Source organism: Lacibacter sp. (assembly GCF_035299325.1).
GTDB lineage: Bacteria > Bacteroidota > Bacteroidia > Chitinophagales > Chitinophagaceae > Lacibacter.
Genome location: NZ_DATGWT010000018.1, coordinates 1 through 16861, shown reverse-complemented (window position 1 = coordinate 16861; position 16861 = coordinate 1). Strand labels below are relative to the sequence as shown.

Annotated in this window: 12 protein-coding genes; 5 read left to right on the top strand and 7 right to left on the bottom strand. The window is 41.9% G+C overall.

Going from position 1 to position 16861, the window contains the following annotated elements; all coding sequences use genetic code 11:
- Positions 1-3 precede the first annotated feature (3 nt).
- Complete coding sequence (gene ftsH, locus VK159_RS11015) at positions 4-2052, bottom strand: ATP-dependent zinc metalloprotease FtsH (RefSeq protein WP_324230191.1); 2049 nt, start codon at positions 2050-2052, stop codon at positions 4-6.
- Between the two features lie 98 nt (positions 2053-2150).
- Complete coding sequence (gene rsfS / locus VK159_RS11010) at positions 2151-2561, bottom strand: ribosome silencing factor (protein ID WP_324230190.1); 411 nt, start codon at positions 2559-2561, stop codon at positions 2151-2153.
- Between the two features lie 101 nt (positions 2562-2662).
- On the opposite strand from rsfS, the gene VK159_RS11005 reads away from it, so the two are divergent.
- Entirely contained in the window at positions 2663-3403 is a 741-nt protein-coding gene (locus tag VK159_RS11005; RefSeq protein ID WP_324230189.1) for a biotin--[acetyl-CoA-carboxylase] ligase, read from the top strand.
- A gap of 159 nt (positions 3404-3562) precedes the next feature.
- Entirely contained in the window at positions 3563-5014 is a 1452-nt protein-coding gene (locus tag VK159_RS11000; protein ID WP_324230188.1) for an NADP-dependent isocitrate dehydrogenase, read from the top strand.
- Positions 5015-5081: 67 nt separating this feature from the next.
- Here VK159_RS11000 and VK159_RS10995 read toward each other — a convergent pair whose 3' ends face one another.
- The 3 genes from VK159_RS10995 to VK159_RS10985 all read right to left on the bottom strand — a co-directional run bounded on the left by VK159_RS10995 (position 5082) and on the right by VK159_RS10985 (position 7855).
- Positions 5082-5468 (bottom strand): hypothetical protein, encoded by a 387-nt coding sequence (locus tag VK159_RS10995; RefSeq protein WP_324230187.1) that lies wholly within the window; start codon positions 5466-5468, stop codon positions 5082-5084.
- Positions 5469-5525: 57 nt separating this feature from the next.
- Complete coding sequence (gene bcp / locus VK159_RS10990) at positions 5526-6086, bottom strand: thioredoxin-dependent thiol peroxidase (RefSeq protein WP_324230186.1); 561 nt, start codon at positions 6084-6086, stop codon at positions 5526-5528.
- A 62-nt stretch (positions 6087-6148) separates the two neighbouring features.
- Positions 6149-7855, bottom strand: coding sequence for a peptidoglycan DD-metalloendopeptidase family protein (locus VK159_RS10985; protein ID WP_324230185.1), 1707 nt, complete (start codon positions 7853-7855; stop codon positions 6149-6151).
- Positions 7856-8026: 171 nt separating this feature from the next.
- On the opposite strand from VK159_RS10985, the gene VK159_RS10980 reads away from it, so the two are divergent.
- Positions 8027-11227 (top strand): S41 family peptidase, encoded by a 3201-nt coding sequence (locus VK159_RS10980; protein WP_324230184.1) that lies wholly within the window; start codon positions 8027-8029, stop codon positions 11225-11227.
- A 205-nt stretch (positions 11228-11432) separates the two neighbouring features.
- Complete coding sequence (locus VK159_RS10975) at positions 11433-12941, top strand: aspartate aminotransferase family protein (protein WP_324230183.1); 1509 nt, start codon at positions 11433-11435, stop codon at positions 12939-12941.
- A 40-nt stretch (positions 12942-12981) separates the two neighbouring features.
- Here VK159_RS10975 and VK159_RS10970 read toward each other — a convergent pair whose 3' ends face one another.
- Positions 12982-14238: a vWA domain-containing protein gene (locus tag VK159_RS10970; RefSeq protein WP_324230182.1), complete on the bottom strand. Its 1257-nt coding sequence runs from the start codon at positions 14236-14238 to the stop codon at positions 12982-12984.
- A gap of 378 nt (positions 14239-14616) precedes the next feature.
- On the opposite strand from VK159_RS10970, the gene VK159_RS10965 reads away from it, so the two are divergent.
- Complete coding sequence (locus VK159_RS10965) at positions 14617-14910, top strand: hypothetical protein (RefSeq protein WP_324230181.1); 294 nt, start codon at positions 14617-14619, stop codon at positions 14908-14910.
- A 90-nt stretch (positions 14911-15000) separates the two neighbouring features.
- Here the strand turns inward: VK159_RS10965 and VK159_RS10960 are convergent.
- A partial coding sequence (locus tag VK159_RS10960) for an HYR domain-containing protein (protein WP_324230180.1) occupies positions 15001-16861 on the bottom strand: 1861 nt, incomplete at its 5' end.

The window sequence follows — 16861 nt, the reverse complement described above, 5'->3', positions numbered from 1 at the left end:
TGATTATAATGATTCTTTCAAGTCACGACCTTCTTTGTCAACATTTGCGGCATGCATCACCGGAACATTATCTTCATCCAACAACTTCTTATGTTCAAACGGACGCTTGCCGATCAACGCTTCCACATCACTTTGGAACAACACTTCTTTTTCCAATAGTGCCTTCGCCAGTTTTTCAACATCTTCCTTTTTCTCAGTGAGTAATGCTTTCGTGCGTAAATATGCAGAATCGATGAGCAAACGAACTTCGTTATCGATCATCTCTGCAGTTTTCTCACTGTATGGTTTGGTGAATGTTTGCTCCTGGTTAGGATCATAGTAGCTGATGTTACCCAACTTATCATTCATACCATACACAGTGATCATTGAATAAGCAATACGTGTGATCTGCTGCAGATCATTGCTTGCACCTGTTGAAATTTTACCAAAGAATATATCTTCACTTGCACGGCCGCCAAGGGTCATACAGATCTGATCGTTCAACTGTTCAATGTTATAGAGATACTGTTCTTTTGGTGTGTATTGCGCATAACCCAGCGCAGCCGTTCCTCTTGGAACGATGGTTACTTTTAATAACGGGTAGGCATGTTCTAAATACCAACCGCATATTGCATGACCGGCTTCGTGGTAAGCAATGATCTCTTTTTCTTCGGGGCTGATGAGTTTGTTCTTCTTTTCCAAACCACCAATTACACGATCAATGGCATCCTGGAAATCGCTCATATCAACAGCCGCTTTTCCTTTACGTGCAGCGATCAATGCCGCTTCGTTACAAACGTTGGCAATATCTGCACCGGCAAAACCCGGTGTTTGTTCAGCCAGTTTATGAATATCGAGTGTTTCAGAAATTTTGATTGGTTTCAGATGCACTTTAAAGATCTGCTCACGACCTTTTACATCGGGACGGTCAATAGAGATTTGTCTGTCGAAACGACCGGGACGTAACAATGCAGGATCCAACACATCAGGACGGTTGGTTGCCGCAAGGATAATGATGCCTGTATCGCCACCAAATCCATCCATTTCCACCAGCAACTGGTTCAATGTATTTTCACGTTCGTCGTTACTAACAATGGCATTTCTACCACGTGCACGACCAATAGCATCAATCTCATCAATAAAGATGATACATGGTGCTTTTTCTCTTGCCTGTTTGAACAAATCACGCACACGGCTTGCACCAACACCTACAAACATTTCCACGAAATCGGAACCACTGATGCTGAAGAAAGGCACCTGTGCTTCACCCGCCATGGCTTTTGCCAGCAATGTTTTACCGGTACCGGGAGGGCCTACCAGCAATGCACCTTTTGGAATTTTACCACCGAGTGCTGTGTATTTTTTAGGTTGTTTCAGGAAATCAACGATCTCCATCACTTCCACTTTTGCTTCATCTAAACCAGCCACATCCTGGAAGGTTACGTTTACTCTTGTTCCTTTTTCAAACAACTGGGCTTTTGATTTGCCAATATTGAAAATACCGCCACCACCGGGGCCAGCCCCGCCACCGCTGTTCATCTTACGCATGAGTAAAACCCAAAGACCTATCAATACAAGAATGGGAAGGAGTAAACTGATAAGAGGACTTAACCAATTCTCATCGGTACTGTAACTGGCAATCGGTTTACCGGTAACAGCTGTATTGGTGGTGATGATCTGTTGAATACGTTTATCAAACTCTTTATGATCTGCAACTGTAAATTCAAAGTTGAGCGGTTTGGTTTTATCGATCTTCACCTTTGCTTCTCTTGCTGTAACGATCTTTAAAATAGCCGGATCGTTTGCTGCTTCTGTTTTAAGTGTTACCCTTACAACATCCTTGTTTCTCACAATGGTGTATTTCTCAACATAGCCTTTCATAAGCATGCTGTCTTCAAATACAACTTGTGAAGTGGGGATCGCATCGGGTGTAATTCCACGGTATAGGTTAAAGCCGATCAACACGGCAGCTATTAACGCATAGAGCCAGTAAATATTAAAACGAAACGGTTTACGGCCATCTTTTTTATCACCGCCGCTGCTGTCTGGATTATTTCCTTGATTCAAACTCATCTTGTTGTTTTTTTCCCTTCGTTCGGGATTTCAGATAGTATTACAAATAAGTGGCTAAAAGTTTCGGGTGGTAAATGTTAATTTTTGCTGATGTCGTGTTATTCATGATCAGCAGCAGCAGCATCGCTCCACATTTCCTCCAGCCGGTAAAATTTTCTTGTTTCGGGGTGAAAAATATGCACCACCACATTTACATAATCCACCAACACCCATTGCAAAGCATTCATCCCCTCATGACGGTAAGGACCTTCGCCACATTCTTCTTTCACCAGGTATTCAACATGGTCGGCAATTGCTTTTACCTGTGTGGTGCTGCCTGCTTCGCAGATGATGAAAAAATCAGAAACGGCTTCGGGTATCTTCCGCAAATCGAGGCTGATAACGTTTTCACCCTTTTTTTCCTGGATGGCCCGAATGATCGTTTTAAATAATTTGCTGTTTCGGTTAATGCGTGCCGTAGTGCTTTTAGAATCCTTGCTCCGGTTATTTAAGAGAGATAAAGTACTCAATCGCTTGGTGGTTTAATGAATAAATCTGTTTTTTGCTAACGACGTTTCATCGCAGCCTTTTACTTTTTAATTTGTCCAAAATTAGTCAATCTTCAGTAACCATGCTTCCTAAAAAATCAGATAACTTATGGATTGAGCTTCCTTCTGTGGACAGCACCAACAACTATGCCATGGGACTGATACATGAAGGACTGGCACAGCATGGTTTAACCATACTAACCGCCCACCAAACCAAGGGAAAAGGACAAAGAGGAAAAGTTTGGGAAACCGAGCCAGGCGCCAACCTCAGTTTCTCCATTATTGTGAAACCGGGACTGCTTCTTACCCAAAGTTTTCAATTGCTGGCGACTACCGCTTTGGCTGTTAGAGATGAATTAGAGAAAATTTTGGGCGATGAAACAAAAATTAAGTGGCCAAACGATCTTTACTGGCGTGACAGAAAGACAGGGGGAATTCTTATTGAAAACGTTGTTCGTGGCAGGCAATGGCAATGGGCCGTGATCGGTATTGGCATCAACGTCAATCAAACCAAATTCAAAGGACTCAAAAATCCTGTTTCCATCAAGCAGGTAACGGGTAAGGATACCGATGTGCTGCAACTGGCGCAGGACATACAAAAAGCAGTTTTAACAGAATGCGATCATCTGCAGCAACAAGGCTTTGCAGGCATTTTTGAAAGTTATAATCGCCAGCTCTATAAACTGCAGCAACCCGTTCGGTTAAAGAAAGAAAGCCGCATTCTGTCAACCAATATAAGGGGAGTAAACAAATCAGGCCAGTTAATTACCGGAAATGACGTGGAAGAATGTTTTGATTTTGGCGAAGTGGAATGGCTGCTTTAAAAATGTACCAACTCCGAATTTGGAAGTTTCAAAGTCATACATCGTACTTCGTACCTCTCACTTTGTGTTTCAGCAAGATTTATTGATTTTTTTAAGAAGTTCATTTCTTTATAAGCCCTAACGGATGTTACCTTTGCCGCACGAAAAAATTGAAGAATCATGAAAATTGCTGTAGCTAAAGGTGATGGAATAGGCCCGGAAATTATGGAAGCTGTATTATCCATTTTCAATGCCAACAAAGTTCCGTTGGAATATGAGTTTGTAGATATGGGTAAATGGGTGTTTGATAAAGGTTTCAACAATGGCATGACGCCTGAAGCCAAACAAACCATTGAGGCGTTGGGTCTTTTGTTTAAAGGGCCGATGGAAACACCAAAAGGGAAAGGTGTAAAGAGTATTAATGTTACGGCCCGCAAAACATGGAATACATACGCCAACAAACGTGATTTCCAAACATTACATGGTGTTGATACAGTATTCAGCAAAGCCGGGATTCCGATCGACATTACAGTAGTTCGTGAAAATATTGAAGATACTTATGGCGGTATCGAACATATGCTTACACATGATGTGGCATTGAGCCGCCGGTTTATTACCCGCCCGGGAAGTATGCAGGTGATCCGATATGCGTTTGAAATGGCAAGGCAGAAAAATGCAAAACGCATTACCTGTGGTCATAAAGCAAACATCATGAAGATCACCGATGGATTGTTCCTTGAGTGTTTTCATGAAGTAGCGAAAGAATATCCTGAATTGAAAGCAGATGATATTATTGTAGATGACTTGTGTATGAAATTGGTTACACGACCCGATCTGTTTGATGTGGTGGTTTTAACCAATCTGCAAGGTGATATTGTGAGTGATCTTTGTGCCGGTTTAGTTGGTGGTTTAGGTTTTGCACCAAGTGCAAATATTGGTGATCACATTTCCATTTTTGAAGCAGTGCATGGTACAGCACCGGATATTGCCGGAAAAAATATTGCAAACCCAACAGCTTTATTGTTGAGTGGTTTGGCCATGCTTCGTCACCTTGGTTTAACAGAAAATGCAGGGTTGATTGAAAATGCATTGCTGTACACGCTGGAGAATGGAATTCATACCGGTGATTTTGGCGACAAATCAATTCCTGCTGTAAACACCACGCAATTTGCTGAAGCTATCATCAACAATTTTGGTAAGAAACCTCAAAGTGGCGGAAGGGAAATTATTCCGAATAAACCGGGCACTCCTACTCCATTGAAATTGGAATACAATTCGATGATGGTGTCAAAAGAAGGCGAAGCAGAAACCATTGTAGGTGTTGATCTGTTTATTGAAAGTGATGAACAACCAACTGCTATTGCTGAAAAATGTCAGCGTCATGCGGGTGTAAAGTTTAAATTAGTAAATATCAGCAACCGTGGTACACAGGTTTGGCCAACTGGTTCTGTTTACACCAATCTCGTTAACCAATATAACGTACGTTTTGAAAGTATTGAAGATTATCCGTTGAATCAACAGGATGTTATTGGATTGTATGTAAGCATGAGCGGCAATTTTAAGATCTGTTCATTTGAATTACTGAATATGTGGGGCGATAAGAAAGCGTATAGCCTGGCGCAGGGACAATAAGCTGTTTCAAAATAAAAAAGAGAGCTGCACAATGTGTGGCTCTCTTTTTAATAGCAAATCTGATCGGTTAATTATTTGCAGCACCAGCATCAATCCAGCAAATAATTGAATTCTTTTGTGCGGCAGTTAAGGTGCCATTTTTTGGCATTGATCCACTCAACACCGCAGCACGTACCTGTGTTTTTGCACCGCTGATCTCAGCATAAGTTGTTAATGCACCCGGACCATTACCAGATCCTGCGTTATGACAACCACTTGCGGTACAACTTGCCTGAATAATCGGCAATACGTTTGCGGTAAATTGAATGGCAGCACTTGTGCAGTTAGGAGTGTAGGTAGTACCCCCACCTCCTCCACCATTATTACCACCACCCGTTGAATCGCCGCCGGATTTTTTACAGGAATAAACAAAGCATAACGCTATCAGCATTGTGCAAGCAATAAGCCATTTCATATTGAATAATTTTTTTAAAAGTTAAAGCCCTGATTATTCAACAAACGAAAGATTGCGTTACAGGGTTGCCTCCTCCATAACTTTTAAAATTTGTTCGGTATGGGTCTTTGTCAATACACGGGTGATAACGCCGGCAATGATTCCTTTCTCATCAATTATAAATGTTGTACGCACCAATCCATCGTATATTTTACCCATGAATTGTTTTTTGCCCCATACATCGTAGGCGTTGATCACTGCATGATCTACGTCGGCAATTAAACGGAAAGGGAGATCGTTTTTTACTTCAAAGCGTTTATGCTTTTCAACGGAATCTTCGCTAACGCCAATAATTTCGAAACCCAGTTTTTTCAGTTCTGAAAAATTATCACGCAGGTTGCAGGCCTGCACAGTGCAGCTTGATGTAAGATCCTGTGGATAGAAATACAGGATTATTTTTTTGCCTTTATAATCTGATGAGGATATTTTTTTACCGTCCTGGTCAACGCCTTTAAACGCAGGAGCTTTATCGCCCACTTTCAATTTCGTTACATAATTCTTGAAGGGTTCTTTCTTCGCCGCTTTAGCCGGTGCTTTTACTGCTGCTTTCTTAGTCACTGCTTTCTTCTTTGTTGCCATTCTCTTTTTTTGGATAGAAACACGAATGTTCCTGATTTGTTCGATCGCCAATGATGATCTGATTATTTTCTTGTAAACCTGATCACACGTTCAGTAACATTGCCGGCTTCATCTTCAACTCTTATTTTTAATTCATGTTCACCAACAGGGCAATGTTCATCAACCCTGTAACGGTATACAGGACCAAGTCCACTGAACATCAACCATTCTCCATCGAGCTCTGCACGAAAACTGTAGATCGTTTTTTTATTATCTGCAACAGTACATGTGATTGTTGAACCATTACCAACAGTTCCTCCATCTGCAACACCTGTAATAGCGACGGTTGGCGGCACTTCATCCACTTCCAGCCAAAACTCTCCAAACTCACGTGACTTTGCTTCGTACCAACCTTTTACAAATGCAGCACGCTCCACAACTGTTTTACCTCTTGCATTCCTGATCATTACTACACGATTATGTGCACTTGCCGGAATTTCTTTGTTTGGTTTAATACGAAACATCATTGAATCATGCACAGGTATCAACGGTGTATGCATCACATGAATATTGGAATAAGCTGTTGCACTTGTTTTATAATTGTACACAAAACGGAAGGCATCATAAAAACTTTTTTCACTGCTTACCATTTGCACATCACCCTGTTCAAATATATTGATCTGGTTGGGCAGCATATATCTGCTGTCTTTCTGTATGTTGGCAGCAGGCGATATTGCTGCCGTTCGTTTTAATTTAAAACGAAGTGTCGATGCATTGTTGTTTGCATCTTTTACAACAATTTTTACCTGGCGGGTAGCAGTATCATTCAAATGGATAAGCCCATCATCCTGTTTAAAATAGATCGGCAAACGATCACCGGGCAATGGAGACAAGTGTTGATAGTAAGAACCACCATTTGTTTTTATACGATAATCGATGTGTGCATTGAGGTAACGTGTTTGCAAATAATCAATGCCATCAATCTGAAATCCACTGACCGGCTCTTCATCAACATATACCACTGCTTCAAAAATACCATTGGCATTCGGCACACCTGTAATCCTGTCGGTTGCAACAATCGCAAATGAAACAGCTTCACTGCTCACTGTAATGGTACCACCTGCCACACTGTATCCACCGGCTGCACGTGTCAACATCATTGTTCTTGGTGTTTGCTCGTATGTACTTTTTGTGCGATCGTAAACAGCAAGTTTAGTTATATCGGGTGGCGTTACATCATGTACACGATGAAAAAGTAATGCATTTAAACAGGCATCATCATCCGTTCTCCTTATCTCATAATGCACATGTGGCCCTGCAGAAGCACCGGTGTTGCCACTGTACGCCAGCAGTTCGTTTTTCTTTACAGGAAATTCATCTTTGTCAAACTCTACATCCCCCTTCCAGCTTTGTTTTGCATACTGCCCTTCTTTCATTGCCTGCAACACTTTTGAAGGGAATGTATTCATGTGACAGTACAACGTTGTATAACCATTCGGATGACTTACATAAATAGCATTGCCAAAACCATTAGGATCTACTTTTACTTTTGATATCCATCCATCAGCAGGTGCGTACACGGGCAAGTTTTCACGGCGAAGTGTAAACAGATCAAGCCCCATGTGAAAATGGTTGGGGCGCATCTCTCCAAAATTTGCATTTAGTTTTAAGGGAATGGCTAACGGATACCGGAAATAATTAGTTGGATAGTTTTGATCCGGAAAAAGTTGAGCCCCCGCAGAAAGAAAAATGAAAAAAGAAAGAGATAGAATGAAAAACTGTTTAACCATGCGGCAAAAATAAGAAAGATGAAAGATTGACAGCTGATGAATATGTTAAGACACAGTGGAAAAAACAGGCGACCACAGAAATACACGTATGAACACAGTAATGCCATCCATCAAATTCTTTTTATCCGTTTTGTTTTCACTTTATCTTTAAAGCTCCACAACAATTCATGTATGAAGAAAATTATTCTGTCTGTGCTGATAGCTTTTGGCTTCAGCTTTAGTTCATTTGCCCAGTCTCCAACCTGGCTTCGTTATCCTTCTATTTCGCCCGATGGCAAAACCATTGTATTTACGTACAAAGGCGATCTGTACAAAGTAGCTTCAACAGGCGGTACAGCCACCGCATTAACCCTGCACGAAGCACATGATTTTATGCCCGTGTGGAGCAAGGATGGTAAAAGCATTGCGTTTGCCAGCGACCGTTATGGCAACTTCGACGTATATGTGATTCCCGTTGAAGGTGGTGAAGCAAAACGCCTCACTTATCATTCATCAGCAGAATATCCGTACAGCTTTACCAACGATAACAAAAATGTTGTATTCGGTGGTACAAGGATGGATCTTCCAACAAACCGCCAATACCCTTCCGGTTATATGACGGAGCTATACAGCGTTTCTGTTAATGGCGGACGTGTATCGCAACTCTTTACAACTCCCGCTGAAGATGTAAGATTCAGCAAAGATGGCAGCAAACTTATCTATCAAAATAAAGTAGGTGGTGAAAATATCTGGCGCAAGCATCATACATCTGCCGTAACAAGAGATATTGTATTGTATGATTTTAAATCTAATACCCACAAACAAATCACATCATTTAACGGTGAAGATAGAAGTCCTGTGTTTACCACGGATGAAAGTGGCTTTTATTATTTGAGTGAAGAAAGCGGATCGTACAACATTCACAAGATGAATTTGAACGGTGGCAAATCAGAAAAACTCACTTCATATAAAAAACATCCGGTACGTTTTCTCACAAGTAGTAACGACGGATTGTTGAGCTATGGGTACGATGGTGAAATTTATACCATGAAGCCCGGCGCATCTGCACAAAAAGTAAACATTACCATTCTGTCTGATGCACGGAATAATAAAGAACAGGTATTTCGTGTAAGCACGGGAAGTGGTATGAGTCTTTCACCCAACGGAAAAGAAATTGCGTTTCTGTATCGTGGTGAAGTATTTGTAACCAGCGTTGACGGTGGCATTACCAAACGCATTACCAACACACCTGAAGCAGAAAACAGTGTGAATTTTTCGCCCGATGGAAAAAGCATTCTCTATTGCAGCGAACGTGATGGCAAATGGAGTGTATATGAAACCAGGATGGAACGTAAAGAAGAACCTTATTTCTATGCGTCTACTATTTTGAAAGAAACAGCGGTGCTTGAAAATAAAAATACCAATACTCAACCGGTGTATTCTCCTGATGGAAAAGAAATTGCGTTTATTGAAAACAGAAATCAATTACGCATTTACAATCTTGCATCAAAACAAAGTCGTACCATTTTAAATGGTGATTATCTTTTTGCATGGACAGAAAACGATCAATACTTCCAATGGAGCCCCGACAGCAAATGGTTGTTGTTTGATTATGCAATGCCGGGCAGTGCTGTAGGTGAAGTGGGTTTGGTAAGTGCTGACGGTAAGAAAATTGTAAACCTTACTGAAAGTGGGTTTAATGATTCCCGTCCCAAGTGGATCAATGGTGGCAAAGCCATGTTGTGGTTCAGCAACCGTGATGGTTTGCGTGGCGCAGCCATGAGCGGCGGCGCACAAAGTGATGCATATGCGTTGTTCTTTACACAGGATGCATTCGATCGTTTTAAATTGAGCAAAGAAGATGCGGCGTTATTAAAGGAAACTGAAGAAACAAAAGCAAAAGCCGATACAACAAAAAAGAAAACGCCTGCAAAAGATTCAGTGGTGATCGATTGGGATGGACTTACACAACGTAAAACCAAACTAACGATCCATTCATCTGCCATGGGTGATGCATTGATCAGCAAAGATGGTGAAACACTTTATTACCTTGCCCGTTTTGAACGTGGTATGAATTTGTGGACCACTAATCTCCGCACAAAAGAAACAAAAATGTTGGTTCCGCTCAATGCAGGTTTTGCAAATATGGTGTGGGATAAAGAGCAGAAAAGTATTTTCCTGAATACAGATGGTGGCTTTGCAAAAATTGATCCCAACAGTGGTAAGCAAGACCGCATCAGCATCAATGGCGAAATGATCGTTGACGGATTGAAAGAACGTCAATACCAATTTGATCATGTTTGGCGCAGAACAAAATATACATTCTATACACAATCATTCCATGGCATTGATTGGGACAGTTACAAACCTGACTATGAAAAACATTTACCAGGCATTGGCAACAATTATGAAATGAGTGAATTGCTGAGTGAATTGTTGGGTGAATTGAATGTGAGCCATAGCGGTGCAGCATACGGTGGTGCTAACAATCCAACTGCTGATGCTACTGCTGCACTCGGTATTTTTTATGATGTGAATTTCAAAAGCAACGGTATCAAGATACTGGAAGTGATCAAAGATGGTCCGCTGGATAAAGCCGGCATGAATGTAAAGGCAGGGATGATCATTGAGTCGATCGATGGCGAATTGATCACTCCTGATAAAGACATTGCTCAATACCTCAATCGTAAAGCAGGAAAAAATACATTGCTTGTATTGGTGGATGGCACAACGAAAAAAGAATTGATCGTAAAGCCTGTTACCATCGGCGAAGAAAGCCGTTTACTTTATGCACGTTGGGTAAAACGCAATGCGGATGAAGTTGATAAGATGAGCAACGGCACATTGGGTTATGTACATATTCCCGGTATGAACGATGGTGCGTTCCGTACAACGTATGAAGAGATCATGGGTAAACATTTCCAGAAGAAAGGAATTGTAGTTGACACCCGTAATAACGGTGGTGGTGATCTTGTTGCAGATCTGGCGATGTTCCTGAGCGGTAAAAAGTTTATGGACTATGCAACAGATACACGCAGCAATGGATTTGAACCAAACTTCCGCTGGACCAAGCCAAGTATTTCATTGGCAAATGAAGGCAATTACAGTGATGGACATTGTTATGCTTATATGGTGAAGGAAGTTGGTATTGGCAAACTGGTTGGTATGCCGGTGCCCGGCACTTGTAGTTTTGCTGCATGGGAAAGTTTGATGGATACCGGTATCCGTTGGGGTGCACCAACTGTTGGTTGTAAAGATTCCAATGGTAAGTATTTAGAGAACGCACAAACAGAACCTGACATTAAAGTGAAACCGGAAAATGAAAAAGTAAGTATGGGTAATGACCAGCAATTAGAAGTTGCGGTGAAGGAATTGATGAAAGAAACAAAGTAAGAACGAGATAAGAAGATAAAAGTACTTAATGACGCCACTGCAGAAATGTAGTGGCGTTGTTGTTTATTACAATTTCTTCTTCCCGGTTGTAAAACTCTGCTAAATGAATTAACTTGACCCTTCCTTTCCATTCGCACTCAGTAAAACGTTAATAGCTAACCGCAACGATCCTGAAACAGTTTTTTGACACAAATAAAAAATATACATGACCACTAACCGTGAAGCAGCCATTGAAATGAACCAGGAAGAGTTCAAACAAATGGGCTACAAATTAATTGACAGCATTGCTGATTTCATCAGCAACATTGATCAAAAACCAGTGACCACCGGCGAAACACCGCAACAGATTCAACAGTTATTAGGTACTGCCTCTTTACCTGAGCAAGGAACAAATGCCTCTGCGTTACTTGAGAGGGCAACCGAATTAATGATGAATCATTCACTGCTCAATGGTCATCCGAAATTCATGGGTTATATCACTTCGTCTGCTGCGCCAATTGGTGCATTGGCAGATTTACTTGCAGCAACTGTGAATCCGAATGTTGGCGCCAACATTTTAAGCCCCATGGCCACTGCTATTGAAAAGCAAACTGTACGATGGTTAGCGGAGTTGATTGGTGTTTCTCCATCGTATGGTGGTGTGTTGGTGAGTGGTGGCAATATGGCCAACTTCACTGCATTCCTTGCAGCAAGAACAGCCAAAGCACCAAAGAATTTGAAAGCGGAAGGTCTTGCAAAAGCCGGAGCTGAACTGGTATTGTATTGTCCAAAAACAACACATACATGGATCGAAAAAGCAGCGGTGTTATTTGGTCATGGTATGAATGCGATCCGTTGGATTGAGACGGATGCAAATAACAAAATGAACAACGATGTGCTGATCGAAACCATTGAAGCTGATCTGCAGAATGGCAAGAAACCATTCCTTGTAGTTGGTACTGCCGGCGATGTGAGCACCGGTGTTGTGGATGATCTGAAAGGCATTGCTGCTATTTGCAAAAAGTATGATCTGTGGTTTCATATTGATGGGGCTTATGGTATACCTGCTGCGGTTATTCCTGAACAAAAAGAATTATTTGCCGGCATTGAAGATGCGGATTCCATTGCACTTGATCCGCATAAATGGTTATACAGTCCGTTGGAAGCAGGCTGTACGTTAGTAAAAGATCCCAATCACTTGATCGATACTTACAGTTCGCATCCTGTTTATTACAATTTCGGCAATAATGATGAAGCTCTTACCCAAAACTTTTATGAGTATGGCTTACAGAACTCCCGTGGTTTCCGTGCATTGAAAGTCTGGATGATGTTGCAACAGGTAGGTCGCAGTGGTTATATCAAAATGATTGATGATGATATTCAATTATCGAAATTGTTTTTTGATTTAGCTGATCAGCATCCCGAGCTGGAAGCAGTAACACAAAACCTGAGCATTACTACGTTGCGTTATGTTCCGTTGAATTTTGAGAACTACAGTGAAGTAACCGCAACCTATTTAAATAAACTGAACGAAGCGTTGCTGAACGATCTGCAACAAGGCGGTGAAGTGTTTTTATCCAACGCTGTTATTGGAAATAAATATTGCCTGCGGGGTTGTATCGTCAACTTCCGTACATCAAAGAAAGACATTGAAGAGATCGTTGCGATCATAGTGAAGGAGGGACGAAAAGTGCAGGCACAAATGAAGAATGAAGAACCAAGTATGCAGCTTTAGTCTGCTCCTGATTCTTCATTCAACATGATTGTTTCATTAATTACTTCACCGACATCCTGAACCGTTTCACCTGTTCGCCAATAATTCGTTCCACTTCTGTTTCTAATGTTGACACTGTTGTGCCGCCACCATTTTTTTTCTGATCGTTGATGTATTGCTGACGCTGTTGATTCAATGCAATGATCTTTGTTTGAATGGCAGCACGTTCTTTCTTCTTTTGATTCACGATCACTTTCAATTGGGCTGTTGTTTTATTCTGCAAACTGTCGGGCAATGTTTTCTTATCGATCTTTTCAATTTCTGCTTCATTCTCTCCTGCACGATCAACCAGATCCCAACCTGCATTGTTATATACTTTCGAATTACTTTTTGTTTCAGCACGTTTGATGGCTGCTTTTTTACTCATGGCAGCGTTGGCTACATCCATTTGTTCCTGCTTGCTATAAAACTCCTGCCCTCTTGCACCGTACGTGATATACGTACCATTTAATTTTTCATTGAGTTTAAATATCTCATCGTCATAAGGTGTGGCAATATCTTCGATCTTATGATCCTGGTTGATGTTGCTGAAACTGCCGTTACCACATTCACCCACCAGGTTCCAGTATTCACGAATGCCCTGCTGACGATCGCCGCAATAAATGGTATTCACGATCACGCCTTTGCTTTTTGCCTCGGTACAAGCCTGTGTGAAACTTACGCTACCCTGGCGGAAGCTTTCATTCCCTGCAATAAAAACAACTTTGTACGAATTGGGATTTGCATCCCACTTCAATTGCTGTATTGATTTGAAAATAACATGGCCACAATATTCATCACCACCATTGGTCGTTAATGCAAACAGGTTTTGCGAAAGTGAATCAAGATCGGTAATGAAATTATTGATCTGTTTGATATAACCGTTACGCACATCATTTCGTGGCGTGCCGTATTCGTATAATGCAATTTCAATTTTCGGATTTGCTTTGTTTTCACAATGCACACGGCCGAGTGTATTCACCATGGTCCAGAGTTGTGCCTTGGCCTGATCGATGAGTCCATCCATGCTGTTACTTACATCGAGCAGAATGGCGACCTGTATTTTCTGATCGGTTGTTGGCGGAGGAGGTGTTTCTTGTTTTGAAGGAAGAGTGTGCGGTTGCGGAGATGGAGTTTGTGATGCCGGAAGCTGCTGCACCTGTTCTTCCGGAGCTTTTGTTACCTGTCTTTGTTTTTTTGGTTCTTTAAATGCTGACACAATGAACACAGCTGCGAGTATAACTACAGCAGCCAGTAATGGTTTGCGATAAGATTGCATAACGTTGATTTTTCACTTGGATGCAGTGGGTTGTAAAAATGCACAAGTGAATAAAACTGTTTGCATTGTTTTAACAGAGCGACCGTAATCCTGCCATGATAAATGGCTAATCAGCAACCGGCACTACTGTTGACTATCGTTACATGTGTAAGGCATGGGGCAGGCCAAAGCCTGCCGGTTGACAGGTAGTGTTCGGGCTATTTGAGCGCTTTTAATAGGCTTAAAGGTGGGCGTAAAGTGCCTGTATCCCGGCATTGCCTGGTAATACGTGATTGGTTCAAACGTGCTCTAAACGCTCTTTTGTGGCAAAAAGTGATAAATGCGGCATAAATGGCCGTTTGGTTTTTTGCAAAGATTTTCAGTTTTTATCTTGTGTGTATGGCTACACAAATCGGGTTATTACAAATCATCGGAACGGTTCATGGTATTTGCTTTTACAAAATGGACGGCAAGTATTATGCACGGAAGAAGAGCAGTCTGTCGGCGGAACGGGTGAAGCAGGATCCTGCGTTTGTGGAGACGATGCGCTATGCAAATCAGATGGGGAATGCCTCGAAGATTGCTTCTACTATTTACCGACAGATTGTTCCGCAACATGAACGAAGCAGAGACAAATTCAGAGAGGTGGTAAGTATGGTGAAGCGGGAGTTGGCCGCAGACGGACACAAATGAAGGCAGAAGGTTTGTTGATGAATACAGCTGTAAGCAAACAAAAAGGCCGCCTGTAGAAACAGGCGGCCACACTTTACTTAACCAATAAAATTATCGACGTATCAATTTTACTGCTTTGCTGTTTTTCCCTTGTTGTACCATAATAAAGTACATACCGGGAATGTATCGATCACCAAAGCGAATGGTAGTACCGGACATCACATTTTCTTTCTGCTCTACCACTCTGCCCAATTCATCCATTACCCGTACCAAGATGCGATCGGTTGTGTTACTGCTCTTCACGGTTAAGGTGAAGTAACTATCGCTTGGGTTTGGTGCGGTGATGACTTCGAAGGTTTCGGTTGTAATTTCACCTTCACGTTTGGTTGGTTTACCGCCTCCACCACCGCCGGTGCTGCCTCCGCCTCCGGTTGATGCATCGGGATTTACAATGTTAATGGTGCTGCCTGTTTTTACAACCGTTGTTGGATCAGCATCATCACTTGCACCAAGTTGGTTATCGTAGTACACTTCACCGGTGTTCTTGTTAAACACTTTCATGCGGATCTTATCGGCATTGGTTCCATCAATTGCACCATCGATCACCGTCATAATAAAGCTGACGCCACTTTGTCCATTGATGACCTTGCCACTTCCTCTGAACTGTGCTTTGGCTCCCGAGATGGCGAGGTACTCATAGTTCAATGCATTGAATTCAAAGTCGCCTACTTTAAACTCCATTTGTGTTTCACCTTTTGGATAGGTCGCTGTTTTGAAGTAGTTGCTCTGGAAGCCATAGCTTACCATTCCTTTGGCTGATGGGTTAGCTGTTTGAGCACCTGGTTCGGAATAAAACTTACCACCACCAAATGCATTACCACCATTTGGATCATAGATCACTACAATAGCATCCATGTCGCCATTGGTATTGGCATAGCTTATATTGCCGTTTTGATCGATGATTTCCATTCTCAATTTGTATACGCCTGCTGTACTGAATTTGTAACTACCTGTAACCGTTCCGTTTTTCAAACCACTTGGTTCGGCTGTTACTCTTCCCGTAACGGTGCTGTTATCAATTACCCAACGGGCGGTGTGTTTTGTACCAGGTACATCCCAGAAGGTGCCAGCAAAGTTGACGGTGCTGCCGATTTTGAAAGGAGCGCCACTTATTGGTGCTGTGATGTTATGGGCAACCATTACAAGGGTTTGAGATCTTGTTTTATTACCCGAAGCATCTGTACACTCAACGATAATATCATATTTTCTTCCACTACCCGTGCCTGATCGTTCTGCACGCAGCTCAACAGATTGGCCATCTAAACTAATTTTCGAATCTTCAGGCATATCTCCATCACCTGTTCCTTCATCCGCTTCATTGCTTATTACTTCAACGATTTTACATGCAGGTGTACCGCAATTATCTGTGCTTTCGGTTTTAACAGTTACCAGTTTCATTTTATGGTTCGGAGGCCATAAAGAAGATGGGTTGGATGTAATGCTGGTGATTTTTGGTGCTTCATCATCTGTTACTGTTACCTGTTGTGTGGCTGTTGATTTTAAACCAGCTTTATCTTCTACGGTCCACGTTACGGTTGTTGTTCCAATCGGGAACACAGCAGGAGCATTGTTCTTAACTGAAGCTACTTCACAGTTGTCGTTTGTTACTGGTGTACCTAAGCGAACAGTGGTTGTACAATCGCCTGTTCCATCATCACTTGTTTTGGCATTTACAGCAGCAGGTGATGTGATCGTTGGTGCTTCATCATCTCTAACTGTTACCTGTTGTGTGGCTGTTGCTTTTAAACCGGCTTTATCTTCTACGGTCCACGTTACGGTTGTTGTTCCGATCGGGAATACCGAAGGTGCATCGTTCGTAACAGAAGCTACCTCACAGTTGTCGTTTGTTACTGGTGTACCTAAGTTAACAGTAGTTGTACAATCGCCTTTACCATCATCACTTGTTTTCGCA

What these genes read in the sequence shown, in the direction of transcription:
- bcp (WP_324230186.1), bottom strand. Translation starts at nt 6,086, where the DNA reads ATGGCAACAAAGAAGAAAGCAGTGACTAAGAAAGCAGCAGTAAAAGCA.
- VK159_RS11000 (WP_324230188.1), top strand. Translation starts at nt 3,563, where the DNA reads ATGAAAATTGCTGTAGCTAAAGGTGATGGAATAGGCCCGGAAATTATG.
- VK159_RS10995 (WP_324230187.1), bottom strand. Translation starts at nt 5,468, where the DNA reads ATGAAATGGCTTATTGCTTGCACAATGCTGATAGCGTTATGCTTTGTT.
- VK159_RS10965 (WP_324230181.1), top strand. Translation starts at nt 14,617, where the DNA reads ATGGCTACACAAATCGGGTTATTACAAATCATCGGAACGGTTCATGGT.
- VK159_RS10975 (WP_324230183.1), top strand. Translation starts at nt 11,433, where the DNA reads ATGACCACTAACCGTGAAGCAGCCATTGAAATGAACCAGGAAGAGTTC.
- VK159_RS10970 (WP_324230182.1), bottom strand. Translation starts at nt 14,238, where the DNA reads ATGCAATCTTATCGCAAACCATTACTGGCTGCTGTAGTTATACTCGCA.
- VK159_RS10980 (WP_324230184.1), top strand. Translation starts at nt 8,027, where the DNA reads ATGAAGAAAATTATTCTGTCTGTGCTGATAGCTTTTGGCTTCAGCTTT.
- VK159_RS10985 (WP_324230185.1), bottom strand. Translation starts at nt 7,855, where the DNA reads ATGGTTAAACAGTTTTTCATTCTATCTCTTTCTTTTTTCATTTTTCTT.
- VK159_RS11005 (WP_324230189.1), top strand. Translation starts at nt 2,663, where the DNA reads ATGCTTCCTAAAAAATCAGATAACTTATGGATTGAGCTTCCTTCTGTG.
- ftsH (WP_324230191.1), bottom strand. Translation starts at nt 2,052, where the DNA reads ATGAGTTTGAATCAAGGAAATAATCCAGACAGCAGCGGCGGTGATAAA.